Origin of the sequence: Rhizobium sp. WYJ-E13 (assembly GCF_018987265.1) — a bacterium.
In the GTDB taxonomy this organism is placed as follows: domain Bacteria; phylum Pseudomonadota; class Alphaproteobacteria; order Rhizobiales; family Rhizobiaceae; genus Rhizobium.
The window spans coordinates 1,642,927-1,668,548 of the sequence record NZ_CP076854.1; the positions used below are offsets into that span (position 1 = coordinate 1,642,927).

The 25,622-nt window shown below is 58.0% G+C and carries 25 protein-coding genes, 1 tRNA gene and 1 pseudogene; 14 read left to right on the top strand and 13 right to left on the bottom strand.

All coding sequences use genetic code 11. The features are described 5' to 3' along the window. Position 1: 1 nt before the first annotated feature. Positions 2-2,722, bottom strand: coding sequence for a ribosome-associated ATPase/putative transporter RbbA (gene rbbA, locus KQ933_RS29020; protein WP_216759433.1), 2,721 nt, complete (start codon positions 2,720-2,722; stop codon positions 2-4). Beyond that, entirely contained in the window at positions 2,719-3,747 is a 1,029-nt protein-coding gene (locus KQ933_RS29025) for an HlyD family secretion protein (RefSeq protein WP_216759434.1), read from the bottom strand. Before KQ933_RS29025 ends, rbbA begins: the two co-directional genes overlap by 4 nt. Before the next feature lie 308 nt (positions 3,748-4,055). Here KQ933_RS29025 and adhP point away from each other — a divergent pair, with 308 nt between their 5' ends. The 6 genes from adhP (at position 4,056) to KQ933_RS29055 (ending at position 9,830) form a co-directional block, all read left to right on the top strand. Further along, positions 4,056-5,111: an alcohol dehydrogenase AdhP gene (adhP, locus tag KQ933_RS29030; protein WP_216759435.1), complete on the top strand. Its 1,056-nt coding sequence runs from the start codon at positions 4,056-4,058 to the stop codon at positions 5,109-5,111. Between the two features lie 348 nt (positions 5,112-5,459). Continuing rightward, positions 5,460-6,386 (top strand): DnaJ C-terminal domain-containing protein, encoded by a 927-nt coding sequence (locus tag KQ933_RS29035; RefSeq protein ID WP_216759436.1) that lies wholly within the window; start codon positions 5,460-5,462, stop codon positions 6,384-6,386. A gap of 2 nt (positions 6,387-6,388) precedes the next feature. Beyond that, positions 6,389-6,718 carry a chaperone modulator CbpM gene (locus KQ933_RS29040; protein WP_216759437.1) on the top strand — a complete coding sequence of 110 codons (330 nt, stop codon included), beginning with the start codon at positions 6,389-6,391 and terminating at the stop codon, positions 6,716-6,718. 294 nt (positions 6,719-7,012) lie between these two features. Further along, the gene (locus tag KQ933_RS29045; RefSeq protein ID WP_216759438.1) at positions 7,013-8,035 is read left to right on the top strand and encodes an ABC transporter substrate-binding protein; all 1,023 of its coding nucleotides are present in this window, start codon (positions 7,013-7,015) and stop codon (positions 8,033-8,035) included. Between the two features lie 47 nt (positions 8,036-8,082). After that, entirely contained in the window at positions 8,083-9,072 is a 990-nt protein-coding gene (locus tag KQ933_RS29050) for an iron ABC transporter permease (protein ID WP_253958436.1), read from the top strand. Next, positions 9,069-9,830: an ABC transporter ATP-binding protein gene (locus tag KQ933_RS29055; protein ID WP_216759440.1), complete on the top strand. Its 762-nt coding sequence runs from the start codon at positions 9,069-9,071 to the stop codon at positions 9,828-9,830. The genes KQ933_RS29050 and KQ933_RS29055 overlap by 4 nt, the downstream gene beginning before the upstream one ends. Before the next feature lie 83 nt (positions 9,831-9,913). Here KQ933_RS29055 and KQ933_RS29060 read toward each other — a convergent pair whose 3' ends face one another. Then, positions 9,914-10,492: a hypothetical protein gene (locus KQ933_RS29060; protein WP_216759441.1), complete on the bottom strand. Its 579-nt coding sequence runs from the start codon at positions 10,490-10,492 to the stop codon at positions 9,914-9,916. 306 nt (positions 10,493-10,798) lie between these two features. After that, complete coding sequence (locus KQ933_RS29065; protein ID WP_216759442.1) at positions 10,799-11,692, bottom strand: DUF3313 domain-containing protein; 894 nt, start codon at positions 11,690-11,692, stop codon at positions 10,799-10,801. Positions 11,693-12,216: 524 nt separating this feature from the next. Between KQ933_RS29065 and KQ933_RS29070 the strand changes: the two genes are divergently transcribed. The 5 genes from KQ933_RS29070 to KQ933_RS29080 all read left to right on the top strand — a co-directional run bounded on the left by KQ933_RS29070 (position 12,217) and on the right by KQ933_RS29080 (position 14,888). Continuing rightward, positions 12,217-12,459, top strand: a complete 243-nt coding sequence (locus tag KQ933_RS29070) for a hypothetical protein (RefSeq protein WP_216759443.1) — start codon at positions 12,217-12,219, stop codon at positions 12,457-12,459. Further along, positions 12,456-12,578: a hypothetical protein gene (locus tag KQ933_RS33775; protein ID WP_301925081.1), complete on the top strand. Its 123-nt coding sequence runs from the start codon at positions 12,456-12,458 to the stop codon at positions 12,576-12,578. Before KQ933_RS29070 ends, KQ933_RS33775 begins: the two co-directional genes overlap by 4 nt. A gap of 337 nt (positions 12,579-12,915) precedes the next feature. After that, complete coding sequence (locus KQ933_RS29075; RefSeq protein ID WP_253958362.1) at positions 12,916-13,233, top strand: hypothetical protein; 318 nt, start codon at positions 12,916-12,918, stop codon at positions 13,231-13,233. 165 nt (positions 13,234-13,398) lie between these two features. Next, positions 13,399-13,530: a hypothetical protein gene (locus KQ933_RS33780; protein ID WP_301925082.1), complete on the top strand. Its 132-nt coding sequence runs from the start codon at positions 13,399-13,401 to the stop codon at positions 13,528-13,530. Positions 13,531-13,862: 332 nt separating this feature from the next. Then, positions 13,863-14,888, top strand: a complete 1,026-nt coding sequence (locus tag KQ933_RS29080) for an NAD-dependent epimerase/dehydratase family protein (RefSeq protein ID WP_216759445.1) — start codon at positions 13,863-13,865, stop codon at positions 14,886-14,888. Positions 14,889-14,901: 13 nt separating this feature from the next. Here the strand turns inward: KQ933_RS29080 and KQ933_RS29085 are convergent, their stop codons facing one another. Further along, entirely contained in the window at positions 14,902-15,516 is a 615-nt protein-coding gene (locus KQ933_RS29085; RefSeq protein ID WP_216759446.1) for a class I SAM-dependent methyltransferase, read from the bottom strand. Between the two features lie 159 nt (positions 15,517-15,675). On the opposite strand from KQ933_RS29085, the gene KQ933_RS29090 reads away from it, so the two are divergent. Continuing rightward, positions 15,676-15,751 (top strand) — tRNA-Val (locus KQ933_RS29090). 456 nt (positions 15,752-16,207) lie between these two features. Beyond that, positions 16,208-17,295, top strand: a protein-coding gene (locus tag KQ933_RS29095; RefSeq protein ID WP_216759447.1) for an IS3 family transposase whose coding sequence is annotated in 2 segments (ribosomal slippage) — positions 16,208-16,457 and positions 16,457-17,295 — 1,089 coding nt in all. Because the reading frame shifts where the segments join, the coding sequence is not laid out codon by codon here. A 3-nt stretch (positions 17,296-17,298) separates the two neighbouring features. On the opposite strand, the pseudogene KQ933_RS29100 reads toward KQ933_RS29095, so the two are convergent. The 3 genes and pseudogenes from KQ933_RS29100 to gmd all read right to left on the bottom strand — a co-directional run. Further along, positions 17,299-17,493: pseudogene (locus KQ933_RS29100) on the bottom strand (transposase domain-containing protein); the annotation flags it as partial. Between the two features lie 42 nt (positions 17,494-17,535). Continuing rightward, on the bottom strand, positions 17,536-18,486 hold the full coding sequence (locus KQ933_RS29105) for a GDP-L-fucose synthase (RefSeq protein ID WP_301925083.1): 951 nt from the start codon (positions 18,484-18,486) through the stop codon (positions 17,536-17,538). After that, positions 18,487-19,548 carry a GDP-mannose 4,6-dehydratase gene (gene gmd, locus KQ933_RS29110; RefSeq protein ID WP_216759448.1) on the bottom strand — a complete coding sequence of 354 codons (1,062 nt, stop codon included), beginning with the start codon at positions 19,546-19,548 and terminating at the stop codon, positions 18,487-18,489. A 159-nt stretch (positions 19,549-19,707) separates the two neighbouring features. Here gmd and rfbB point away from each other — a divergent pair, with 159 nt between their 5' ends. Next, entirely contained in the window at positions 19,708-20,763 is a 1,056-nt protein-coding gene (gene rfbB, locus KQ933_RS29115) for a dTDP-glucose 4,6-dehydratase (RefSeq protein WP_216759449.1), read from the top strand. Positions 20,764-20,811: 48 nt separating this feature from the next. Here the strand turns inward: rfbB and KQ933_RS29120 are convergent, their stop codons facing one another. Genes KQ933_RS29120 through KQ933_RS29140 form a run of 5 tightly spaced genes read right to left on the bottom strand, consistent with a single transcriptional unit; the run spans position 20,812 to position 25,622 of the window. Next, positions 20,812-21,783: a hypothetical protein gene (locus KQ933_RS29120; RefSeq protein ID WP_216759450.1), complete on the bottom strand. Its 972-nt coding sequence runs from the start codon at positions 21,781-21,783 to the stop codon at positions 20,812-20,814. Beyond that, positions 21,780-22,598, bottom strand: a complete 819-nt coding sequence (locus KQ933_RS29125; protein ID WP_253958363.1) for a methyltransferase domain-containing protein — start codon at positions 22,596-22,598, stop codon at positions 21,780-21,782. Before KQ933_RS29125 ends, KQ933_RS29120 begins: the two co-directional genes overlap by 4 nt. Then, entirely contained in the window at positions 22,576-23,727 is a 1,152-nt protein-coding gene (locus tag KQ933_RS29130) for a glycosyltransferase (protein WP_216759451.1), read from the bottom strand. The genes KQ933_RS29125 and KQ933_RS29130 overlap by 23 nt, the downstream gene beginning before the upstream one ends. 12 nt (positions 23,728-23,739) lie before the next feature. Next, positions 23,740-24,747, bottom strand: a complete 1,008-nt coding sequence (locus KQ933_RS29135) for a bifunctional 2-polyprenyl-6-hydroxyphenol methylase/3-demethylubiquinol 3-O-methyltransferase UbiG (protein WP_216759452.1) — start codon at positions 24,745-24,747, stop codon at positions 23,740-23,742. Next, a complete protein-coding gene (locus KQ933_RS29140) occupies positions 24,744-25,622 on the bottom strand; it encodes a glycosyltransferase family 2 protein (RefSeq protein ID WP_216759453.1) in 879 nt (292 codons plus the stop codon). The genes KQ933_RS29135 and KQ933_RS29140 overlap by 4 nt, the downstream gene beginning before the upstream one ends.

The following is a 25,622-nucleotide window of genomic DNA, read 5'->3' on the forward strand; positions in this document are numbered from 1 at the left end:
GTCAGGCACTCCGCTTTCTGAGTGCCACGAGGGCGGCGCCAACGAACACGACACCGAAACCTGCAAGAACGATGAGGTTGGGCCAGAGTTCGGCAAGGCCGAGACCCTTTGTGATGACGCCGACGCTCAGGGGCTGGTACCAAGCCGAGGGAAAGAGCAGCCCCATGAACCGCCCGCCCCCGGAGAGCGACGAGACCGGCACCAGCAGGCCGGAAAAATTCACGGCCGGGACGATCGCAACGATCGCGGTCGCGAAGATCGCCGCCACCTGGCTGCGCACGAAGCTCGAGACGAAGAGACCGAAGGCCGTCGTTGCGAGGATATAGAGGATCGAGCCCGCCGCAAGCAGGCCGATTGAGCCCTTGATCGGTACGTCGAACACGAGGCGCATCATCAGCACCAGCATCAGGAAACTGACGAAGGCGATCGCCACATAGGGAAGCTGCTTGCCGAGCAGGAATTCGATACGGGTGACCGGCGTCGCCTGGAAATTGGCGATCGAGCCGGTTTCCTTCTCCTTGACGATGCCGAGCGCGGTCATGATCGCCGGGATCAATACAAGCATCAGCATGATGACGCTCGGCACGATCGCATTGGCGCTCTTGAAATCCTGATTATAGCGGAAGCGGCTTTCGATATTGACGGGATAGGGCTGTTCGAAGCGGCCCGAATGCCGCGCCGAGACATCGGCGAGATAGGAGGAGACGAGACCCGAAACGTAACCGCGCGCTGTCTCGGCACGGAACGGCATCGCGCCGTCGAGCCATACGGAGACCTCGGGCGCCTCCTGGCGCATGAGGTCGCGGCCGAAATCGGGCGGGATCTCGATGCCCATCATCAGTTCACCATCCTGCAGCCGATGCTGCAGTTCCTCGCTCGAGGCAATCGGCGGCTGCTCCTGGAAATAACGCGAACTCTGCAGGCTCTCCACCAGCTGCCGGCTTTCTGAAGACTGATCCTGATCGTAGACGGCGAAAGGCAGATGCTCGACATCGAAGGAGATGCCGTATCCGAACGTGAGCATCAACAGGACCGGCCCGAGAAGCGCGAAGACGAGCCGTGCCCGGTCGCGCAGGATTTCGATCGTCTCGCGCCGCGCATAGGCAAAGAGCCGGCGGGGGTCGAAGAGCCGCATGGGTAGGGCGGTCTCGCCGGCGAGCGCGGTGCCCCCGGCATCGGCCCCGGCGCCCTCACCCATACCCGCCTCTGTCAGCACCGCGATGAAGGTTTCCTCCAGCGTCGCCTCGCCCCGCTCGGCACAGAGTTCGGCCGGGCTGCCGATCGCCAGCACCTTGCCGGCATGCATCAGTGAGATGCGGTCACAGCGCTCGGCCTCGTTCATGAAATGCGTCGACAGGAAAATCGTGACGCCGTCGCGCCGCGACAGCGTTATCAGTGATCGCCAGAAGGCGTCGCGCGCCACCGGATCGACACCGGACGTGGGCTCGTCGAGGATCAGCATTTCCGGCTTGTGGATGACGGCCGCCGCAAGCTGGAGACGCTGGCGAATGCCGAGCGGCAGGTCTTCCGGCCGCTGGTCGGCGAATTCGCCGAGATCATATTCGGCGAGCATCTCGCCGACGCGCCGATCGATATCTGCCGCCGGCAAACCGAAAAGACGTGCATGCAGCCTCAGGTTCTGGCGAACGGTCAGCTCGCCATAGAGAGAGAATGCCTGCGACATGTAGCCGACGCGCTTGCGGGTCTCGATATCGCCGGCCTTCAGCGGCTGGCCGAAGAGCCTTGCGACACCCTCGCTTGCCGGCAACAGCCCCGTCAGCATCTTCATTGTCGTGCTCTTGCCGCTGCCGTTCGAACCGAGGAAGCCGAAAATCTCGCCCCTCGCAATACGGAAGCTGACATGATCGACCGCGACGAAATCGCCGAAGCGGCACGTCAGGTCTTCCGCCTCGATTGCCGGCGGTCCGTCGACGATCGCGCGCGGCGTGACGATCAGTGGACCGCGATCCAGCTCGCCGGTATTCGGCATCAGCGCCGTGAAGGCCGCCTCCAGGGTCTGCTGCCGGGCCTGCCGCATGATATCGCCGGGGCTGCCGGTCGCGATCAGCCTGCCCGCGTGCAAGGCGGCAAGCCAGTCGAAGCGTTCGGCCTCCTCCATATAGGCGGTGGCGACGATCACGCTCATCTGCGGCCGCCGCTCGCGAATGTGATCGACGAGCTCCCAGAACTGCCGACGCGAGAGCGGATCGATGCCGGTCGTCGGTTCGTCGAGAATCAGCAGATCGGGATCATGCAGGAGCGAGGCACAGATACCGAGCTTCTGCTTCATGCCGCCCGAAAGCTTGCCGGCGGGCCGATCACGAAAGGGCAGCAAGCCGGTCATTCGCAATAGTTCGTCCATGCGCGCACGGCGCTGCAGACCGACCTGGCCGAAGAGGCGACCGAAGAAATCGAGGTTTTCCGCGACGCTCAACGTCGGATAGAGATTGCGTCCGAGGCCCTGCGGCATGAAGGCAAGGCGGCCACGAGTGTCACGACGATGGCGCCGATCGGCCATGTCGCCGCCAAGCACCTCGACATGTCCGTGCTGGATGCGGGTAATACCCGCCGCAAGACCGAGCAGCGTCGATTTGCCGACGCCATCGGGGCCGATCAGTCCGGCCATGCAGCCGGCGGGAACGGCAAGCTCGACACCATCGAGTGCGGCAATCCGGCCGTAACGATGCGTCACGGCCGTGAAGCGAACGGCCGGTTCGCTCATTGCGGCAGCTTCACTTGCAGCTCCGCCGGCCAGGCCGACTTGGGATCGGTGCGGACATAGCCGATCCCCCTCACACCCGTCTTGACGCGCGATTCATAATCCTTGAGCAGATCGGGGGCGATCTTCAGCTTCACCCGGAAAACCAGCTTCTCGCGCTCGTCCTGTGTCTCGACGGTCTTCGGCGTGAACTGTGCCCGCGAGGAGACGAAGGATACCGTCGCCGGCACGACATATTGCGGCGCCGGATCGAGAATGATGCGCGCCTCGTCGCCGATTGCCAAGGTGCCGGCCGCGCGGGCCGGCAGGAAGATCGTCATCGACACGTCGGAAAGATCGAGCAGCGTCGCGACCGGCGCACCGGCGGCAACGACTTCGCCGGTCTGTGCGAGCTTGTATTCGACACGGCCCCGGCGCGGCGCCTTCAGCACGGCATCGTCGAGCAGAGTTTGAATGCGCACCACTTCCGCCTGCGCCGCTTCCGTTGCCGCTTCCGCCTCGTCTCGGCTTGCGAGCGCAGCCTTTTGTGCCGCCTCTGCAACGCTCAGCTGGCTGCGGCGCAGTTCGAGCTGCTGCATCGTGCCACTGCCGGTGCTGCTCATCGATTGCGCGCGCTGGAATTCCTGCCTGGCGAGTATCAGCTCGCTTTGGCGCTGGGCAATTGAGGCCTCGGCTTCGACCTGGCTCGTCTCGCTGCGGCGAACCTGGGCCTTGGCGCCAGCAAGCTGAGCATCGAGATCGGCCGTATCGATCCGGGCGATCGGCGCGCCGGCATCGATGATCTGGCCTTCGTCGACGAGTACATCGGCAAGCCGACCAGCGAATTTCGCCGAAATCAGCACCTGCTGGGCCTCGATGCGGCCATTGGACATGGAGACATTTTCGGGCAGTCCTCGACCGGTCATCTTGTTCCAGAGGGCCTCGAACCGAGCGGAGAAGACCGAGGAGCGATCCTGCGCGAGAACCGGCTGACCGGGGCCAAGGAGAAAAGCTAAGGAAACCAGGATGCAAAGCTGATGCTTTCTCAATGACGGAGCCTCCAATCGAACCTGTGCGGACGTTGCCGATGTGCGTCCTTCTATTGGCAATCCGGTCCGCCATCCTTGACATATATCATGAAGAACAGGGCCAGCATCTGAAGCGGTCGTGCCTGATCGAGGAGATGCCGCAGGCGTATCGCCAGTCCAGGGGCGGCATAGAGTTTTTTCAGGCAGCATCCGAACGGGCACGCCTCGACCTGCGATGCCGGACGCCCCGTGTCTTGCGATGGATCAATGCGCCCGTGGGCGTGCCCTTCATCATCACGCCGGACAATCATTGCGAAAGGATGAAGATCATGACGGGCAAGATGATGAAGGCGGCGGTGGTGCGTGAATTCGGCAGGCCGCTTGTAATCGAATGCGTGCCGGTGCCAGTTCCCGGACCGGGCGAAATCCTGGTGAAGGTGGTCGCCTGCGGCGTCTGCCATACCGACCTGCATGCAGCCGACGGCGACTGGCCCGTCAAGCCGAGGCCGCCCTTCATTCCGGGCCACGAAGCGGCAGGCGTCGTTGCCGCCCTCGGCCCCGGCGTCACAGAATTCAAGGAAGGCGATGCCGTCGGCGTTGCCTGGCTGCACGACGCCTGCCTGCGCTGCGAATATTGCGAGACCGGCTGGGAAACGCTTTGCGAACACCAGCACAATTCCGGCTACAGCTGCGATGGCGGCTTTGCCGAATATGTCATCGCCTCGGCAGCCTTTGCCGCACGCCTTCCCGACGACGTCAATTTCGCCGAGATCGCGCCGATCCTCTGCGCCGGTGTTACGACCTACAAGGGTATCAGGGAAACCGAAGCCCGGCCCGGCGAATGGGTCGCGATCTCGGGCATCGGCGGGCTTGGCCATGTTGCAATCCAGTATGCCAAGGCGATGGGCCTCAAGGTGATCGCCCTCGATATCGCCGCCGCCAAACTCGACCTCGCTCGCGAGGTTGGCGCCGATCTTGCGCTCAACGCGCTTTCCGAAGACGCGGTCGAGAAGGTGTTGAAGGCGACGAACGGTGGCGCACATGGCGTGCTTGTCACCGCCGTCTCCCCGCCGGCTTTCTCGCAGGCGCTCTCGATGGTGCGCCGGAAGGGCACCGTCAGCCTTGTCGGGCTGCCGCCGGGCAACTTCCAGACGCCGATCTTCGACGTCGTGCTGAAGCGTCTAACCGTGCGCGGCTCGATCGTCGGCACGCGCCGCGATCTCGACGAAGCGCTTGCCTTTGCCGCCGACGGCCGCGTCCGGGCTGAGATCACAAAGGCGCCGCTCGACGATATCAATGATATCTTTGCCGGCCTGAAAGCGGGAACCGTCGAAGGCCGGATGGTACTGGATATCGCCGAAGAGAAACCGGCGGAGGCGGCATGAGAAATAGCCGCGGGCACGTCAATTTTGACGGTGATCAAGGCACTTAGTGGCCCGGCCGTTAACCTTGCTTCATTCTGGCGGATGGAGAGGCTGTGCTTTGGAAACAGATGGCGATCGCCGCATGGTTGCCTGCACGGTGCTGCTCTTGGTACCTCCCGCCTGGACTGCATGCCGGAAGGGGAACGGGCGGTGCCGGCGCCCCCGCCCACCCTGCGAGCTGGTGCCGTCCCTTCTGGCCAGGCCAGATGACAAGACGGTGCCCTCCTCCCCTCCCCGACACCGGACCGGCAACCTATATCAAGGCGGATTCCAGTCCGCAGTATTCGCTGCCCTTACACGGAGACATGTATGAGCCAAGATCCATACGAGCTTCTGGGCGTGAAACGGGATGCAACCCAGAAGGACATTCAGGGGGCATTCCGCAAGCTTGCCAAGAAGCTTCACCCCGACCTGAACCCCGGCGACAAAAAGGCCGAGGCAAAGTTCAAGGAGATTTCTGCCGCCTATGAAATCCTGAGCGACGAGGAGAAGCGCGGCCGCTTCGATCGTGGCGAGATCGACATCACCGGAGCCGAACAGGCGCCCCGCAGCTATTACCGCGACTATGCCTCCTCCGGCGGGCCGGGCGGCGCCTATCACAACGACGCCGGCTTTGCCGATTTTGGAGACGCCGACGATCTCTTCGCAAGCTTCTTCTCGCGCCGCGCTGGCGGCGGAAGCGGCAGCGGCCAGTTCCGCGCAAAGGGCCAGGACCGACGCTTCTCGATGGAGGTGGATTTCCTCGATGCGGTAAACGGCACGCAGAGCCAGGTAAGGCTGTCGGACGGGCCGGCGCTCGACGTCAAGATCCCGCCCGGCACGCGCGACGGCCAGACGCTGCGCCTGCGCGGCAAGGGAGAACCCGGTTTCGGCGGCGGGCCGGCCGGCGATGCGCTGATCGACGTCCATGTGCGCCCACACCGTTTCTTCACCCGCGACGGTGACGACATCCGCCTCGATCTGCCCGTCACGTTGAGAGAAGCGGTACTCGGCGGAAAGGTGCGCGTGCCGACACCATCAGGACCGGTCAACCTGACGCTGCCGGCAAATTCCAGCAGCGGCAAGGTGCTGCGCCTCAAAGGCAAGGGTGTTGTGAAGCGTGGCGGCGACGCCGGTGATGTCTATGTGATGCTGAAGGTCATGCTGCCCGAACAGCCGGACGAACAGCTGACCGCCTTCGTCAAGGACTGGGCGGCAGCCGACACACAGGATCCGAGAAAGAACATGGAGACCTGACCATGGACGATCGCGAATTCCGACTCTACCTCAAAATCGACGTGACCGAGCTCGATTTATGGGTCGAGCAGGGCTGGCTGGCCCCCGAGGTTTCCGAGGGCCGGCGCCGGTTCCGGGATGCCGATCTTGCCCGCGCCCGCCTGATCCTCGACCTCACGCGCCAAATGGGCGTCAACGAGGCCGGTGTCGACGTCGTCATGGAGCTCGTCGACCAGCTCCACGGCATGCGCGGCACAATGCGCAGGCTTGTCGCGGCCGTGAACCGGCAGGAGGCCGAGATCCAGCAACGGTTGCTCCGCACGCTCGAAGAGCTTGACGATAGCGGCCGCTGACAGCTTCGTTCCAGACTTTCACGGCGATCAAGATCAGGCTTTGTACGGCATGGAGGATGGCGGGACGGGCTAGCCGGCCCGCCTGTTCTGGCGGAGCTGGCTCTTTCCCCTGCCAGGAAACAGCGTTGCGCGGGCGTCCGTTGATCATCCTCTCATGATTGCGGGCGTATTCAGCCAGCACCTGCCACTGCAAAAGATGACTACACTACTCTTGTTTTCTCCTGAGTAAGCGGGTTATACCGCGCGCGCCCTTAGAATTCCCCATGTTGGGGGTTCGAAGAACAGGAAGTTCTCATGAGAGTTTTCAAGTCCCTCGCAGTTCCAGGTTTCGTCGCCGTGCTCGGCCTGATTGCAGCACCCGCATTGTCCGCACCGACCACCTATCCGCTGACGCTCGACAATTGCGGCGCGAAGGTCACCATCGCCAAGGCTCCAGCACGAGCCATCGGACTTGGCCAGAACAGCGCGGAGATCATGCTGCTTCTCGGTCTGGAAGACAAAATGGCCGGCACCGCATTCTGGCCGAGCAAGGTTCTGCCTGAGCTCGCCGAAGCCAATGCGAAGGTCAAGCTTCTGTCTGTCGAGTTTCCGACCTTCGAGTCGATTCTGGCGCAAGACCCGGATTTCGTGGCAGCGGCCTTGCCAAGTCTGATCGGGCCGACGAGCAAGGTCGCCAAGCGCGAAGACTTCGACAAGATCGGCATACCAAGCTACATTTCGCCCAGCACCTGCCTCAACACCGAAAAGGTCAAGGATCAGTATGGCAGCCGCGACCGGCTCTGGAACATGGATCTGCTTTACCAGGAGATCGACGAGCTTTCGCAGATTTTTGACGTCGCCGATCGTGGCCAGGCGCTGATTGCCGACTTCAAGAAGCGCGAGGCGGCTTTGCGCGCCAGCGTGCCCAAGGATGGCAAGCAGCTTTCCTACGTCTTTTGGTTTTCCAGCCAATCGCCGTCCGCAGACGCCTATCTCGGCGGCAAGAACGGGGCATCCGGCTTTATCGCCGATCTCCTCGGCGGCAAGAATGCCATCACCGCCGAAGCCGAATGGCCGACGCTCGGGTGGGAAAGCATCATCGCCGCCAATCCGGATGTCATCGTCGTGGCCAATCTCGACCGCAACCGCTGGGAACTCGACAAGCCGGAGGCCAAGATCAAGTTCTTAAACAGCGATCCGGCCGTCAGCCAGATGCCAGCGGTGAAAAACAAGGCAATCGTCGTCATGGACGGCCAGGCCATGAACCCGACGATCCGCACCATCTACGGCGCGGAACAGGTAGCCGAACAACTGAAGGCGCTCGGCCTGATCAAGTGACTACCTTAAACCGCTCCCTGCAGCAGGCTGCCCTCTTCGGCCTCCTCCTGTTGGCCTTCCTTGTGGCGGTCGGCCTGGTCGTCGGCATCAGTGTCGGGATCGGCGACCTGCCGATCCCGCTGACCACAACGTTTGCCGCCGTCACGAATAGGCTGGGATGGACGACGGTGGAACTCAACCGCATCCACGAGACCGTGATCTGGGATTATCGTCTCAGCCGCGCGCTCGTGGCCGCTTTCTGCGGTGCAGGACTGGCTCTGTCGGGTGCGATCATGCAATCGCTGCTTCGCAATCCGCTGGCCGAGCCCTATGTGCTTGGCATCTCTGCCGGCGCGTCCACCGGCGCAGTCACCATCGTCATTCTCGGCGTTGGTGCAGGCGCGGTTTCGTTGTCGGCCGGGGCTTTTGCCGGCGCATTTGCGGCCTTTCTTTTCGTGGCGCTCTTGTCCAACGGCACGCGTGGCGGCGCCGACCGGACGATCCTCGCCGGCGTTGCCGCTTCGCAGCTCTTCAACGCCGCCACATCCTACGTGGTTACGACATCGGGCAACGCGCAGCAGGCGCGCGACGTCATGTTCTGGCTGCTCGGCAGCTTCGGCGGCGTGCGCTGGCCGGAGTTCATGCTGGTTTCAGTTATCGTCGGCTTCGCGCTTGTCGTCTGTCTGGCCTATGCCAGGGTGCTGGATGCTTTTGCCTTCGGTGATGAAGCGGCCGCATCCCTTGGTGTCAACGTCGGCAGGGTTCGCATCGCGCTGTTTTCGCTGACCGCTATGATGACGGCGACGATCGTCAGCATGGTCGGCTCGATCGGCTTCGTCGGCCTTGTCGTGCCACACGCGGCGCGTTTCATCGTCGGCCCGCTCCATATCCGGCTTCTCCCAGCTTGCGCTATTGTTGGCGCAATCTTCATGGTGCTTGCCGACATCGCCTCACGCGCGCTCATCCCGCAGCAGGTCCTGCCGATCGGGGTCGTCACGGCCCTGGTTGGCGTTCCCTTCTTCTCCGTCATCCTCTACCGGTTTCAGCGCGCATCATGAGCATCAAGGCCGAAAACCTCGTCTGGAAAATTGGCAAGAAGACCATACTTGATGGCGTCTCCTTCGAAGCACCACCGGGAAAGATGCTCGGCCTTCTTGGCCCGAACGGTTCCGGCAAGACGTCGCTGCTGCGGCTTCTCGCCGGCCTGAAGCGACCCAATTCCGGGCGCATCTCGCTCGACCGGACGGACATAAGGACCATCGGACGCCGGACGATCGCGCAGCGCGTCGCGTTTGTCGAACAGCATGCCACGACCAACGCCAATCTCAGGGTCGTGGATGTCGTCGAGCTCGGACGCTTTCCGCACCGTTCGATGTTTTCCGGCTGGACACTCGCTGACGATCAGGCTGTTGAAGACGCGTTGGAGCGGACCGGCATGACCACCAAGCGGCATGATCGCTGGCAGAGCCTGTCCGGCGGGGAAAAGCAGCGCACCCAGATTGCAAGGGCCTTGGCGCAGTCGCCGAAAGAACTGATCCTCGATGAGCCGACCAACCATCTCGATATCCAGCACCAGATCAGCCTCATGCGTCTCGTCTCCAGCCTGCCGGTCACCAGCATCATTGCGCTGCACGACCTCAACCATGCGGCCATGTTTTGCGACGAGCTGATCGTCATGCAAAGCGGGAATATCGTCGCGTCCGGCACACCAGCCGAGGTATTGACCGAAGAGGTCCTCAGGGACGTTTTCTCGGTGGATGCGCGCGTCGAAGCCTCGCCCTATCACACCCGGCCGCACATCCATTATCTCCGTTGACGACACCGTGTCGCTGAGGCACGGACGCGTTTGGGAAGCCGCCAGCCTGCAGACCGATCACCGTTCACCTATTCGCTCCGATTTCAGCTCGCACAGAGTTTCTTCAGTGCCTTCTCCACGCCCTTGCGAAGGGCGGCCGAAATCTCAGGTTCGAGTGCCGTGACAACATCACCGAACTCACCGCCGGCCTCGACGATCTCGATCGAACTTCCGCTCATGACACAGGTGAGGAGATTGGTCTGCAGGTGAATTCGAGCCTTTGCCGAAAAACCACCCTGGAGAGGGGCATCGTCCGACGTCCTGCAGGCGAGCGTTCCGAGTGCGCTTGCCTCGGCCAGATCTCCGTTAACGCGGATTTCAAGCCTATCGATTTTGACGAAGTCGAGCTTGTCGATGCCCAATTCGACCTTCACACCCAAAACCGATTGCCTGACCTTCAATGGCTTGCAGGGCTGCGCGGCCTCGATCGCTCGTTCGAGAACATTGGCGGCAGACGCCGGTGTGCTCAAAGATGATGTGGCAACGATGATCGCGCCGAAAGCCACCCAACTCAGATGGTACCAACCGTTCCGGCATGTCGTGACCTGACGCTTCATGTCGCCAGGCGAACCCGAAAGGTCAGATCCCGTCTGCAAACGAAATTCAAGATGGTCCACACGCATGCCTTTCCTCAAGTCTGGCGACATCAGAATACAACGTCGCTATGCAAAGGGAAGAATGTTGCATCAGGTCGTCCCCGTGAGGTCTTCCTGGACGGATCGAATACTTGTCAGCAGAGGCAAGCCGCCGTTCGGCGAGATCGTCAGGACCGGACACTCCCTGCAGGCGAAGGGCAGGCGGGCAGAGCAATGCCGCGGGGTTCCGGCACTGTCTCCGCCCGTCCTCGACCGGCAAAACCGGTCGATCTCCTTGACGCTTCTTCCAAACGTCCGCAGAGCGGCTGGAGGCCGCCTGGGCTGCACCTTCCGTCAATGCGTCATTGCAGGCTTCGGCTTCTTCTCCGTCCATTGCGGCGGAGCGCCATACTTCGAAGCGAGCGCACCAAGCAGCCCAGGTGCACGGCCGAACGCGTCGCAGGCAGCATATTTCGGCTTTCCGCCGAGCCAGGAGCGGGCGCGTTGCCTCGACGGAAGCGAAAGGTTCAGTCCCTTCGGTTCCTTTCCGGCGATCAGCACCCGTGAGAAATCGCTGGCAAATTTCGTTGCAAGACCATAGGCGTCCCCGACCTCGGAAACGCGGGGCTTGTCCTGAATGGAGTTTGCGCCCCGCGCCCACAGCATTGCGGCATTTTGCGTCCCCGTGGCATCGAGCGCTTCGGCTTCGATTGCCAAGCCGCCAAGGCCGAAGGGGAGGCGCGGTACGCTCACAGGCAGGGCAAAGCCCGAACCGACGCTGACGACGGTCGCAACCCCGGCAGCTGCCTTGTTGGTCGGAACGATGTCGGCAACCACCGAACGAACCGTCAGGTCTGCCGGCTGGCCAGCCGGGACCATCTGGTATCTGTCACTCAGCGCCACACACAGCGCCCGGTCGAGAGCATTGGAAACCAGCGACCGGTCGGCCTCGGACTTGATTTTGGACGCGGCACTGAAGGAAAAGCCGGTCGGGACGATGGTGACGGTCTTTACCCGCGCCAACTGCTGTCCGTCGACGTAGAGCCGTTTCTTGGCGAGTGTCCCCTTCGACGGACCGAGATTGCTGTAGGAGACAAGCGTTCCCGCTTCCTTGAGCGGCACGGCGGCACACCCGGAAACGGTTGCCGTTATCAGCAGGGCAATAAACCCGGGGAGTGATGCCCTGGACGGTTGATTGAAAAGCGGCTGGTTGAAAAATCGACGACGTGAAAACGAATTGCTGGGCATGTCTCTCGTTGGCCTCTGGTCATGACGATGACCGGACACTCGGAGCGAACAATTGCCGTACAATTACGTGGTCCACCGCTTGCTGCATTTTGGAAGTGGATCGATAGTTATGTTCCCGACAAACCGCTTTCGACGTCGCCATGGTTTTCGATGATCTGCTTTATAGGGCTGTGCCTAAGATCAGTGCCCTGGCTCTTGGCGCTCAATCACGACATTCAGAGAGTGTGGGGATGAAGTCGAGTCTTCGCCGGCATCGGCAAGGCAGCTCTTGTGATCGTCAGGAGGCTTGCTCAACGCGGCTGCGAGCGCATCTGTGTCTCTGGTTCGTCCTTGATCAATAAAAAGTGTCATGGCCTGTCCGTACGCTCCAAGCGACGCCATCTGTTTCGCTCCCGTTGCAGCCGCATTGCAGATAGAAAAGCAAATTCGGTCATGTTTCCGCAATTGTCGGAGCCCAAATGGAAAGCCATGCAACTTGAAAACGGCGGGCATGACTTCGTCCGCCCCCAACTTTTGGAGAGAGCATGGCTTCAAAACGGACAATAGGGCCAGCTGCGGCCCTGGTGGTTATCGGCTCCATTCAAATTGCCGTCGTGATCCTCGATGCCACTTGCGGCACGCCCGGTACCAAGCAATGGCTGATCATCCTCATCTTCAGAGGGGACGGGAGGATCGTTCATGTCTGGACAAGCAAGGTGCCGATGGTCGGGATGAAACTGGGTCCCATGCAGTTTGAATCTGCAAGATGGTTCGGCGTGCAGCCATGACGCGCAAGACCATGCTTCGCCTGCTCGGAAACCTGTTCTTCGCGACGATCCTGTTCGGTGCGCTTCTCGGCGGTCCGATCGTGATGCTCATTTTGCTTTCGGAGCGGCTTGCGCTGTGACGACACCGAAGCGACAGGCGGGACATTCCAGTAGACGGCAATCGTGCCTGCTCGCAGTGCCGCAGAAACGCCGCATGAACCCGCGAGGTGGACGGCCATGCGGAAATGTACGACCGGCGCCCTTAACAAATCAAAATAAATCTCATGATGACATTGCCGAAGCGTTGGAGAATATCGCAACAACATTATCGCTGGCGGAAGACGACGGCCACGTTCCGCCCGCTGAATTTAATCCCTCAATCACGACCTGCCATTAGAGGGTCTTCACCCAAAGGAACACGTCATGCGCATAACTCGCTTCCGAGGCGACCGCTCTTGTAGCCGATTTTTCATACCATTGTTCATCCTCGCAATCTTTAGCGGCGTACCGGCACGAGCCGAAGAACCTCTTTCCGGCGTCATCGCCGATGGCAAGCCGTGGGAGATGGTGGTCGTCAAACGCAAAGCCTCAAACATCCTTGTGTTTCGTCCGGATGGCGGCGGAACCATCAGCGACAGCCTGGTGAGCATAAGCCCGACGTGGAGGGCCGCTCCGGGCGGCATTTGTATAAAGCCGCGGCCGGGAGATGCTGAGAAATGCCTTCAACTGACCCGGACGAAAGCCGGCATCGAAGCGTCGCAGAACGGCAAGACCGTCTGGGTGCTCAAGCGATGAAATACACTCGCGCAATCAGGGGATTCGGTATTCACGGCGGGAAGGGGCATATCACCATTGGGTTCGTTCCTCCAACCCGAACTATCCTGTTACGGGAAATGCCGACCGGCCTCGGCGCCATCACAGCGGCGATCCTGCTCTATTCCCGTCTCCGGCAGATCCCTGATGCGTAACGTCATTTCGTCCGCCGCAGTTCGCGGTCGGTACCCTGAGCAGGCCTTCGAACTGCTGTCGCGTGCCCATGTCGAGGCGCGTTATTCGCCGAACTATGTCATGACCTCCAAGCAGCCTGAATAGCTGGTAGAACGAGTGAAGGCGTTGCAGGCATCGGCCGCGTCAACCAGTGAAGAGCACGTTCTCAGAGGTTCCTTGGGCGAAAGTGGCAAATATTGGTAGAAATAGAGATGTATGTGTTTGAACAGATTGCTCACGCGATGGTCTCAAGAGATTGCGACTGACATCGGCTCCTGCAATCGGAGCTGCACCGTTTGTGCGCTTGTCTTGGACCGCTTAAAGAGCCCGAAAATCCAGGTGATTGTTGATCTCGGGAACATCTATCCGGTAAGTGAAGCGATCAAATAAAGATTCGGTTACTTTGCCACCGGCAGGAGACCCGAGAAAAGGTAGAAATGCGCTACTTCATTACGGGAACAGCAGGCTTTATTGGCTTCCACCTGGCTCGCCGGCTGTTGCAGGATGGGCATGAGGTAACGGGCTTCGACGGACTGACACCCTACTATAATGTCAGGCTGAAGGAGATGCGTCATGCAGCGCTGGCGCAATACCCTGCTTTCCGCCCCTTCGTCGCCATGCTAGAAGACAGGGCGGCGCTGGAGGCCGCCATTTCCGCCGCTAAGCCGGAGATTCTCATTCATCTGGCTGCACAGGCCGGCGTGCGCTACAGCATCGAAAATCCGCAAGCCTATCTGCGTTCGAACATAGAAGGCTCCTGGAACATACTGGAGCTGGCAAGCCGCATCGAACTCCGCCATCTAATGCTCGCCTCGACCTCCTCGATCTACGGCGCCAATCCGACCGTTCCCTTCCACGAAACCGATCGCGCCGACGAACCCCTGAGCTTCTATGCCGCCAGCAAGAAGTCGATGGAGTTGATGGCGCACAGCTATTCGCATCTCTACAAGATCCCGACGACGGCCTTCCGTTTCTTCACCGTCTACGGCCCGTGGGGCCGGCCCGACATGGCGCTCTTCAAGTTCGTCAAGAACATGATCGAGGACAAGCCGATCGAGATATACGGCAAGGGCAACATGAGCCGCGATTTCACCTATATCGATGATCTGGTTGAAGCCGTGGTCAGATTGTCTGGCGTCGTTCCCTCGGAAGCCAACCGCGTTGCCGACGCAAATATCGAAACGCTTTCGCATCAGGCGCCGTTCCGCATCGTCAATATCGGCGGCGGACAGCCGATCAGCCTCATGGACTTCGTCGAGAATGTGGAGAATGCGATGGGGCATGAAGCAAAGCGCGTAATGCTTCCCATGCAGAAGGGCGATGTGCCGCGCACCTTTGCAAGCCCCGTTCTTCTCCATGCCTTGACAGGCTATCAGCCGAATACCTCTTTAGAAACGGGCACCAAGGCTTTCGTCGAGTGGTATCTGGAAGCCAAGCAGGAACTCGGCACGGTGGATATCTAAGCGGCTCGCGGCCTCACGCTGCGGCGATTCGTTTGAGGCAGTAGGAAAAGTGAGCATCCGGCTCAAGCGTTAGGAACTCGAAGCGCCATCCATAGTCGACACAGAATTTGTTGACCGCTTCGACAACTCCGTAGACGACGGGCTTGACCGTATTACCCGTACAGAAATCGTGGCCGGCAATCCTGCCCTCCTGCTTCACTTTGCGGTCCGCGAGCAGGAGTTCCTGCCACGTCAACGCGAAGGAATGATCGGTGTCGATATAGACCCAGTCGAAAGTGCCGTCGTCGAACTGGGACAACATATCGAGCGACGTGCCCTGACGGATGACAACGCGGCCCTCGGCGATCTCCGATCCGAATTTGCTGTTGATGATTTCGAGGCCTTCTGAGTATCGGTCCATATTCCAGGGATCGATGAGGTAGAGCTGCTGCGGTCGATTGCGTGCGACAATCTCCTCGCTGAAGGCGCCCTCTGCAACGCCGAGTTCGGCGACGACGCCACCTTTCGGCAGATTGTCGAGAAGCTTGCCGCGGTCGGGCAGCAATCGGGCATGCTCCGTGTGAACATCATCCAAAAAGGTCCGAGGTGTGCTCTGCCGAAGGGCCAACCGCTGCTCTCGTGTTGTCATTTCCGCTCCTTATTCTCGCAGACGCACCTCTACAGAGAATGGCCCCCATGGGGAAGAGCGGCATGCACAGGCAAATTGTTCAGAATTTCAAAAAGAGGCTTGCGGTTCTTTCTCAATATCGCTAGAGACGCTGCACCGAACGATGACACAGAGCATCGCGGGCGATTAGCTCAGTTGGTAGAGCGCCTCGTTTACACCGAGGATGTCGGGAGTTCGAGTCTCTCATCGCCCACCATGATTTCTCCGACTTCTTTTAAAGAGATATCACAATGACTCCCCGCTTGCGGCGGTCGTTCCTAGACTTGTTGTTACTGACAAGATTTTTAATTTCGAATGCACTAGCGCGATTCGCTCCCAAACCCATGTCACCGGTTTGTCGAGCGCTCAAATTGTCCGTGGATGTTCCATTGGGAAGTTGATATGCCGGAGTTTGAAGCTGTCTCGACCTTAGCTCTGAGACTTGGCGAATGCTCTCGTTATAGGTTTTTTTATGCCAAAGAAAAGCTCAATGACGCACATTACAGGCTTGGACACAGTGAGAGCAGCAGCCGCATTGTCTGTGGTGTTTGCTCACCTGCTCGGCCCCTCAATGCCGGGTATTACTAAATATTTGTTCACAGGGTAATCCCCCCGCCAATTAACGGGCTTCAAAAGTAGAATTTTCTCGGGCTTTATGAACGAGGAGATTTTGATGAAGACGAGCAGATTTAGCGAACCCCAAATCCTTGCCATCCTGCGCCAGGCAGAAGGCGGCGTTCCGGTGCCGGAGTTATGCCGGGAACATGGAATGAGCACCGCCTCCTTTTACAAGTGGCGTTCGAAGTATGGCGGTATGGACGCCTCTATGATCAGCCAGATGAAGGCTCTGGAGGATGAGAACCGTCGGCTGAAGAAGATGTATGCGGAGATGAGCATGCAAGCGGAACTGCTGAAGGAGGCTTTGGGAAAAAAATGACACGGCCATCTCAACGCCGAGAGATGGCCGGGAAAGCTGTGGCGTTGCACGGGGTGAGCATTGCACTTGCCTGCCGCACCTTCGAGGTCGGCGAGACCTGCTATCGTTACAGCGCCAAGCTGAACGACGAGAACGAGCAGATCGCCGATCTCCTGATCGGGCTGACGCGGGCAAAGAAGACCTGGGGCTTTGGCCTGTGCTTTCTATACCTGCGGAATGTCCGAGGACATCGCTGGAACCACAAGCGCGTCTACCGCATCTACCGCGAGCTGGAGTTAAACCTCAGGATCAAGCCACGCAAGCGTTTGAGGCGGGACAAACCCGACGCTCTGACTGTGCCGGATGCGCCTAACCTGGTCTGGTCAATGGATTTCATGGCGGATCGTTTGGAGGATGGTCGGCAATTCCGACTGTTGAATGTCCTGGACGACTTCAACCGCGAGGGACTGGGCATCGAGGTGGACTTTTCGCTGCCTGCTGAACGCGTCATCCGCAGCCTGAACCAGATCATCGAATGGCGAGGCAGACCATTCGCCATTCGTGTGGATAACGGACCTGAGTATGTCAGCGGCAAACTGATGGAATGGGCCGAAAAGCAAGGAATTGCCTTGAGCCACATTCAGCCCGGAAAGCCGCAACAGAATGCCTATGTCGAGCGCTACAACCGCACCGTCCGACATGAATGGCTTGATCAACACATCATCGAAAGCATTGAGGAGGCGCAGGAATTCGCCACGCAGTGGCTATGGACCTACAACAACGAACGGCCCAATATGGGCATCGGCGGCATCACACCCGCCCAGAAACTGAAAATGGCCGCGTGAATTCTACTGCGAAGCCCCGTTCAAAACGGGGGGATTACCGATCTGATTGATCGGATGGTTGGCGATGCGAGTGAGGACATCGCGGAGATAGGCCTCAGGGTCGATACCGTTCAGCTTTGCTATTTCGATGAGAGAAAGAATGCCTGCTGCGCGCTCACCACCATGATCGGATCCGACGAATAACCAATTGTTTCGACCTCACTTCCTCAACGCATCAGGAGAATCAAGACGTGCTGGAGGTCAGTTTGGGAGAATCCGGCTGTCTTCGGATTGCAGGAACCAGTCGTAAACAGCACGAATTCCGTCCTCCAAGGCAATCCCTGGCTTCCAGCCCATGCTCTTGAGCTTGTCGCTGCCCATGAGCTTACGCGGTGTACCGTCGGGCTTGGAGAGATCGTGGACAATCTTTCCGTTATATCCGACAACACGGCAAACCAATCGCGTTAGCTCGATGATTTCGATATCCTCTCCTGATCCGACGTTGACGTGCTGCGCGCCCGAATAGGATTTCAATAGAAACACGAGCGCATCGGCACAATCGTCGACATGAAGGAATTCACGTCGGGGGGTTCCTGTTCCCCAGACCGTAATCTCGGATGCCCCATCCAACTTCGCCATGTGGGCCTTGCGAATCAACGCCGGGAGCACATGACTGGACTGTAGATCGAAATTGTCACCCGGACCGTACAGATTGGTGGGCATAGCAGAAATATAATCGCGCCCGTGCTGCTTACGATAGGCTTCGGCCAGCTTGATCCCAGCGATCTTGGCGACGGCATACCATTCATTTGTCGGCTCGAGTGGGCCAGTCAAAAGCGCATCTTCCGATATCGGCTGCGTCGCAAACTTTGGATAAATGCAGCTTGAGCCGAGAAACAGCAGCCTATCGACGTCATTGCGATGCGCCGCTTCGAAGATATTGGCTTCAATGATGAGATTGTCGTAGAGAAAGTCCGCTGGGAAGGTGTTGTTCGCGAGAATACCTCCCACCTTCGCAGCCGCGAGAATGATAGCATCCGGTCTGGTAGACTGCAAAAAATGCTCGACCTCATCCTGGCGCTTGAGATCAAGCTCCTGACGCGTCGCTGTGATGACGCTGCAGTCTTCGGATTGAAGCCGGCGCACAAGAGCGCTTCCGACCATGCCGCGATGACCCGCAACCCAGATTTTCTTGTTGGACAAATCGTACACTTAGATTTCTTTCCTGCCGCTCACGGCCTTCCAGTGCTTAATGTCCTCACGCACCATTTCGGCCGCAAGCTCGCGAACCGGGGTCTTATGGTGCCATCCGAGCGTCTGACGCGCCTTGGTCGGATCGCCGAGCAGAAGGTCGACTTCCGTCGGCCGAAAATATCGAGGATCGATTTCCACGAGGCAGACGCCGGTCTTGGTGTCATATCCCTTCTCGTCGACGCCCGATCCCTTCCATTCCAGATCAATACCTACATCCGCGAATGCCCATTCGACAAACTGGCGGACACTGGTCGTTTCGCCGGTGGCCAATACGTAGTCATCCGGGTTGTCCTGCTGCAGCATCAGCCACATGCCTTCGACGTACTCGCGCGCATGGCCCCAATCACGCTTGGCATCAAGGTTGCCGAGGAAGAGCTTATCCTGGAGACCGAGATGGATCGCCGCGACTGCCATCGTAACCTTACGGGTAACGAACGTCTCCCCACGAAGCGGGCTTTCGTGATTAAAGAGAATGCCGTTCGATGCGTGTATGCCATAGGCCTCGCGATAGTTCACGACAATCCAGTAGGCGTAGAGCTTGGCGGCTCCGTAGGGAGAGCGCGGATAAAATGGTGTCTTCTCGTTCTGCGGCACCTGCTGCGCCAGACCATAGAGTTCTGATGTCGACGCTTGGTAGAACCGGGTCTTTTTCTCAAGACCCAGAATCCGGATCGCCTCAAGGAGCCTCAAAGTTCCAAGACCATCGGCATTCGCCGTGTATTCAGGCGTTTCAAAACTGACGCCCACATGGCTCTGCGCAGCAAGGTTGTATATTTCGTCAGGCTGAGTCTGCTGCACAATCCGCAGGAGATTGGTGGAGTCGATCATATCGCCGTAGTGAAGGATAAAGCGCGGATGGTCTTCGTGCGGATCCTGGTAGATATGTTCGATGCGGCCGGTGTTGAAAGACGAGGATCGCCGCTTGATACCATGCACCGTATAGCCCTTGCTTAAAAGCAAATCAGCCAAATAGGCACCATCCTGACCGGTGACCCCAGTAATAAGAGCGGTTTTCGTCATTTTCCGTCGTCTTTCGATGCTATCTTCGGGATGTGTTTATGGAAACGACCCGGCGAGTGCAACCCCCATGTGCTGGCAATCCGGACGCTCAGTGTTGACGTGGGGCCGTCACAATGAGACTAGAGTTTTTCTGATTGTTAGATGCCCAAGGGGAAAGATATGATCCTGGTGACGGGAGGAGCAGGCTTCATCGGCGCGAACTTCGTGCTCGATTGGCTTGACATTCATGACGAGCCGGTTGTCAACCTTGATGCTCTTACTTATGCGGGCAACTTAGAGAACCTTGCCTCTGTCCAGAATGACTCTCGCCACCTTTTTGTGAAGGGTAGCATTGCTGACTACAACCTTGTTGAGGAACTGCTGCGTCGCCATCGACCGCGGGCGATCCTGAACTTTGCTGCCGAAAGCCACGTGGATCGATCGATCCACGGACCTGAAGAGTTTATTCAGACGAATATAGTTGGCACGTTCCGCCTGCTGGAGGCCGTGCGCGGTTTTCTTTCCTTGCAGGATGAAGCCTTCCGAGAGAATTTTCGTTTTCTTCACGTCTCGACAGACGAAGTTTACGGCTCGCTTGGACCGACAGAAGCCGCATTTCACGAAGACCGGAAATATGAGCCCAACAGCCCCTATTCAGCCAGTAAGGCGGCAAGCGATCATCTGGTCCGCGCGTATCATCACACCTACGGTTTGCCGGTACTGACAACGAATTGCTCGAACAATTACGGTCCTTATCATTTTCCGGAAAAGCTCATCCCGTTGGTGATCCATAACGCCTTGTCAGGTAAATCAATCCCGGTCTACGGGGACGGCATGCAGATTCGCGACTGGCTGTTCGTCAAGGATCACTGCAGCGCGATCCGGCACGTCCTGGAAAAGGGTGCCGTCGGTGAAACCTACAATGTAGGTGGCAGGAACGAACTCGCAAATATAGCTGTCGTCCGCCAGCTATGCACGATCCTCGACGAGTTGAGACCCAACGCGAACGGCACCAGCTACGCATCGCTGATCACATTTGTACGCGACCGGCCGGGTCATGATCGACGTTACGCCATAGATGCGACCAAGATCGAACGCGACCTTGGCTGGCGGCCGAGCGAAACGTTCGAGACTGGCATCCGCAAGACGGTCGAATGGTATCTCGACAACGAGGACTGGGTGAACAACGTCACGAGTGGTAGCTATCGCCAGTGGATCGATCGCCATTATCGGTAAGCGCTGCTGGTAACTTTTCCCACCTTCAGCTTTCTATGCTGCCTATCCTCAGTAACGCAGGAGACGGTGCAAAACACGCTTGACTGCAAATGGAATATAGCGTTGCGCCCATCTGCGCCTTGCGACAGCAGCAGCCGGCCGAAGACCACCGGAAAATTCAGGTGAGATCGTCCTTATTTCCGATAGCGCTCGCATCAGCGCTGCCTCATAGGCTGCATAAACAGCTTCGGGCTCCCTGCAGACGGAAGTATAGAATGTAGACAGCCTGTCAAAACTGCCATTCGCCAGCAACTGAAATTGATGGAAGTGATAGAAGATTAACGGCGCTCCTTCGACCAATATCCGACCCGACGTATCCTGGGCGAAGTGTAGCTTCTCATAGTTCCAAGGCGCTGTTCCCGCCCCCGGATGCATGATGATATGGCACTTCGGATAGAGATCCGGCCACTCATCGAGATATTTCTGATCGCCCATTTTCCCATCTTCGAGACGATAGTAACACCATTCGATGCACTGTTCACGCCAACGCGCAAGACACCGCATGCCCTCCTCGTCACGTCGGAAACTGACCCATTCAACGCAGAAGCGGCCGTTCACCTCTCGATCCTGAAGGCGCGGCGCAAACCGATGTTCAATAATGGCGATTGAACTGTCACCGATCTCATCGAAAATCGGCTTTAGCGGCGAGTAGAACAGCAGGTCGGAATCGAGATAGGTGATGAAATCAATTTCCTTATGCCGGTCAAGTATGAATGATGGCAGGCTGGGCGACAGGGTCCAGCAATATTCTGCAACACCGCGCGACTTCTTTGCCTCAAGCAGTTCGGGCGTTTCAAGTTCAGCCAAGGCGATGCAGGTAATATAGGGCTTCTGCGCTGCGGTTAGGATATCTTGCGCCTGGCGATCCATGCAAAGCACAAAGATATGTGCATCCGGGCACCATTTGACCAGGCTTTCTATCATGGCGAGACCCTTGATGAGATAGCCACTGTCGAAAAGTGTACAGAAGTAGTTCGTCATGATCTTGATTGTTTCCTGCACAGATAAGTACGGTTTGCACTGCCTTTGCTGGGATCGTCCGGATCCGGGCTATTGTTCAGCGTGAACGTAGCCTGAACTTCAAGCCCATGAAGCTCGAAGAGATCAAGAAGCTCAGGTTCGGAAAAGTGAATTTCGACGGTCTCGACACCGTAAGCCTGCTTACGGAAATATTTGGTCGGCTCGCCGTACACGACGGGCGTACGGTGAAAAATAACATGGCCTTTGGCTACGCGAGCGCTCTCGGCAATTGCAGCCTTATAATCCGGAATATGCAGCAGACAGCACCCGGAAACCACCACATCGAAGGCTTCGTCAGCATACCGAAGGCGCGTTGCGTCCTCCAAATCGAACGAACAGGCGGGGTAGGTGCGGCGCGCCATTTCGATAAAGGCACCTGAGTAATCACAGCCGTGATAGCGCAATGGCAGGCCGCTGACTTCAAGCACCTCGGAATAATATCCGCTTGAACAGCCTATTTCGAGTAAAGACGCCTGTGACGGAAAATCTCCGATCCTGCTCAAGGCTGCAGTAAACACATCGAATACATCGATTGCGGCACCGGCGCGATAATCCTTCAACTGTCTCTCGACGAGCGCCCGTTGACGTGCGGGTAGATCTTCCGCCTTCCAAGAGTCGGCAAGACGCAACGCTTCGCCATCCCTCTTGTCAACATCTATCTCAACATAATGCGACGACACGGAACCCGCAGGCCGCAATCGGTCATGTATAGATTTCAAATATCTTTTCAACACCGGAAAGCGGTTGAGGGTGTTACGAAGCAGCAGTGACATCATCCCCCATTTCCAAATGTCTTTTGAGAATTGGGACCAGTTCTTCCATTCTCTTCTTGTAGGTATGGTCCTTCAGCGTTCTGGCCTGACCAGCCTTGGCGATTGCCTCGGCTTCTTGCGGATGCTCGACATAATAGCGCACAAGTTCGGCTGCTTCTTCAGGATTAGAATAGGCAACGACTTCTTTGCCAACCTCAAATATCTCACCGAGATTGTCTTTACGATCCGTGATCAGCAGCGACCCGACGCCGGTCGCCTCATAGAGCCGCATGTTGTTGGCGTTATTTTCAGCGACATTGATATGCCGATTGACGGTGATTCGGCTGCGGGCCAGTGCGCGGTACATATCCGGACCCCAAACTTCACCGTTGTGGCGCTTGCGAATCGGAGAGGAGCGCGGAAGTGTCCTAGCACCATAGCCAAAAAACTGTATCGGCGTTGTGTCTGCCAAATGTTCAAGCAGCGGAATTGCCTTTCCATGATGACGGCTTATGCCGCCAACGAAGCTCACCGGCACGTCGCGTTGAACCTCACCGAGTATTTCGAGCACCCGGGTGTCAAAGCCAATGCGGAAATATTCGGACCTTATACCTATCTCACGAAAACGAGGCACAAAGTGAGGAAAAGACGTAAGAATGAGATCATAGGGACGCAGAAAACCATCCGGCGGCAGCGGACAAGCGATCTGGCCAACGATCAAGGGCACCGTCTTTTTCAGTTCGATTAGCGCGTGAGGCGGAAAGAAGCTGAGATCCTGACAATAAAGCACATCGGGCTTGAATGCTCGAACCCGTGCCATTGCGACCTCAAGCAAACCAGGGAGGGCCGCCAGTCGCGCGCCGATATAAGGTAGCCTGAAAAACCGATGCGGTAATTTCATCGCCCATGGACTGAATGGTTCATTGTTCTCGCGCGCCCACGCCGATTGAAGCGGAACACAATTTCCAATGATGTCGACGACATCGCAACCCAGGGCCTTTAAGTGGCGCGAGTAGAAATCGGAAGTGCCGAACGCAGCCTCAAGCAAATAATCTGTTTGCCTTTCGGAGGAAGCCGACCGCAAATCCCGATTGCGACGATAAAACATCGTCAGAAATCTGGAATAATAGGTGTCGAATACGGCAATCCGCATGAAGTTAGATCCCTAGTTGCTTTTCGCGGAGAGCCGTAGCTCCACCAATAGGCTATCACCCTGTCCCAATGCGTCCAACGTACGGTTTGCAAAGCCCATCATGACACCTGCAAGGCGTGCGCCGCGCGAAGCAGCGACATTGCGGACTTTTCGAACAAAGCTTGGGGGCCGCTGAAAGTTGCCGCTTTCCGACCAGGTATTGGAGGCCTTCCCCTCCTGCCGCTGTTCCCGCGAGGTCCGAAGCTGGATAACCGACCAAAGATTGGGCGTGATCGTTCTGACGCGCTCGACATCGTAACCGGATTTCCGAGCAAGCAGCGTGAAGGAAGTCCGATTGAAATGGTTCTGGTGGTATGGAATGTGCCAGTTTATCCAGCGACCCTTCCAGATTTTACGGTGGAAGGAACCGGTGTTCGGAAAGGCCAGAATGACGCGCCCGCCTTTATTGAGGCGATCTTTCAGAGCCCCAAGCATCGCAAGCGGATCAGGCACGTGTTCAATCACCTGATTCAACACGATAAGATCGAATTTCTGATCGGCAAACGGCACATCATAGATGTTGCCGATATGAACGCGTAACGCATACTTATCGGCAATGGTGCGAACGTTCGGATCAGCCTCGACACCCCAGCATTCCACCCCGAGTTTGCGCATCTCAAGCAGAGAGAGGCAGGAGCCGCAGCCAATGTCCAGAACCTTCTGCCCGGGCTTAGCAAGATAGTGGCCCTGGTTGTCAGTGCCTGCAATCCACCGGCGAAGCCTTGCAAAAGGTTTCTCGACGAGCGCGGCTTCCTTTTCCAGCGCATCAAAATTGATCTCCCGTCGGGGATAGTAGTTGCTGTAGAGTCCCGGGAGATCCTCTTCCGTTAGACGCGGCGCAGTCGACATATGGCCGCAGGAAACACATCGATCTATCGAATAGACCCCCGGGCAACCGTATCGATCATCGCTGATGCGCTCGATAAAGGTCTGCATTTGCGATCCACATGCGATGCAGTGCTGCTGCAAACCACCACTCATACCATTCCTTCCTTTCGTTTTGTCAGCGACCACCATGTCATCAACGTGCGCATGCATGAAAAATATGCCATGCGGCCTGGCGCAGTAATGCGCTGCAGCGGCGACCCGACGAGCGAGTAGAAAATGAGACGCTGAAACACATTGTGAGGTGAACGCCGACCAAAAAGCCGCTTTCGCCATGAAAGCCCGGACGCATCGTTTCCATAGACGGGAGGCGAATACACAATTGCGCTACTGCTGACAATGAGAGGCACACCCGCGCGTCTGAAGCGCATGGCGATTTCGTAGTCAGCCAGATAATGTGGCAGAAGGAACGGCCGCATACCACCGTACCTTTTGAATAGTACGGCAGGATAGATCGTGCCTCGACCACTCAGGGCATCGACCCGATACTGGCCGCGTGGTGATCGCTTTTCAGTTTCACTCAACTCCGAGAGCAAATCCCAGACGGCAAGCCTGTTGATGTCTACTCTTGCCCCGATGCTTACGAGAGGAGGGTCGCGTCCTTCTTCATGGATAACGCTTCCGACAGCGGCTCCCCCATTTTTGATCGACGCATAAACCAAGGTCTCTATATAACGTTCGCCAAACCAAGTATCGTTGTTTAGGAAAAGGACAAAATCTTCCGCTCCGCAAGATGGGAGCACATATTTGAGCCCTTCCTCGATGGCACCACCCCACCAAAGGTTGCCGTTTCCTCGGATTCGGATCACATCGTCCTGTGACTGCAGGTATGCTGCGGTTCCATCAGTTGAACCATCATCGACGACAACGATCGTTAAAGCGTGAAATAGGCTCTGCTTCCTCAGAACGTCCAACACTTTCTTAGTGTGTTCAAGCCGATTGAAAACAGGAATAATAACATTCACGCGCAT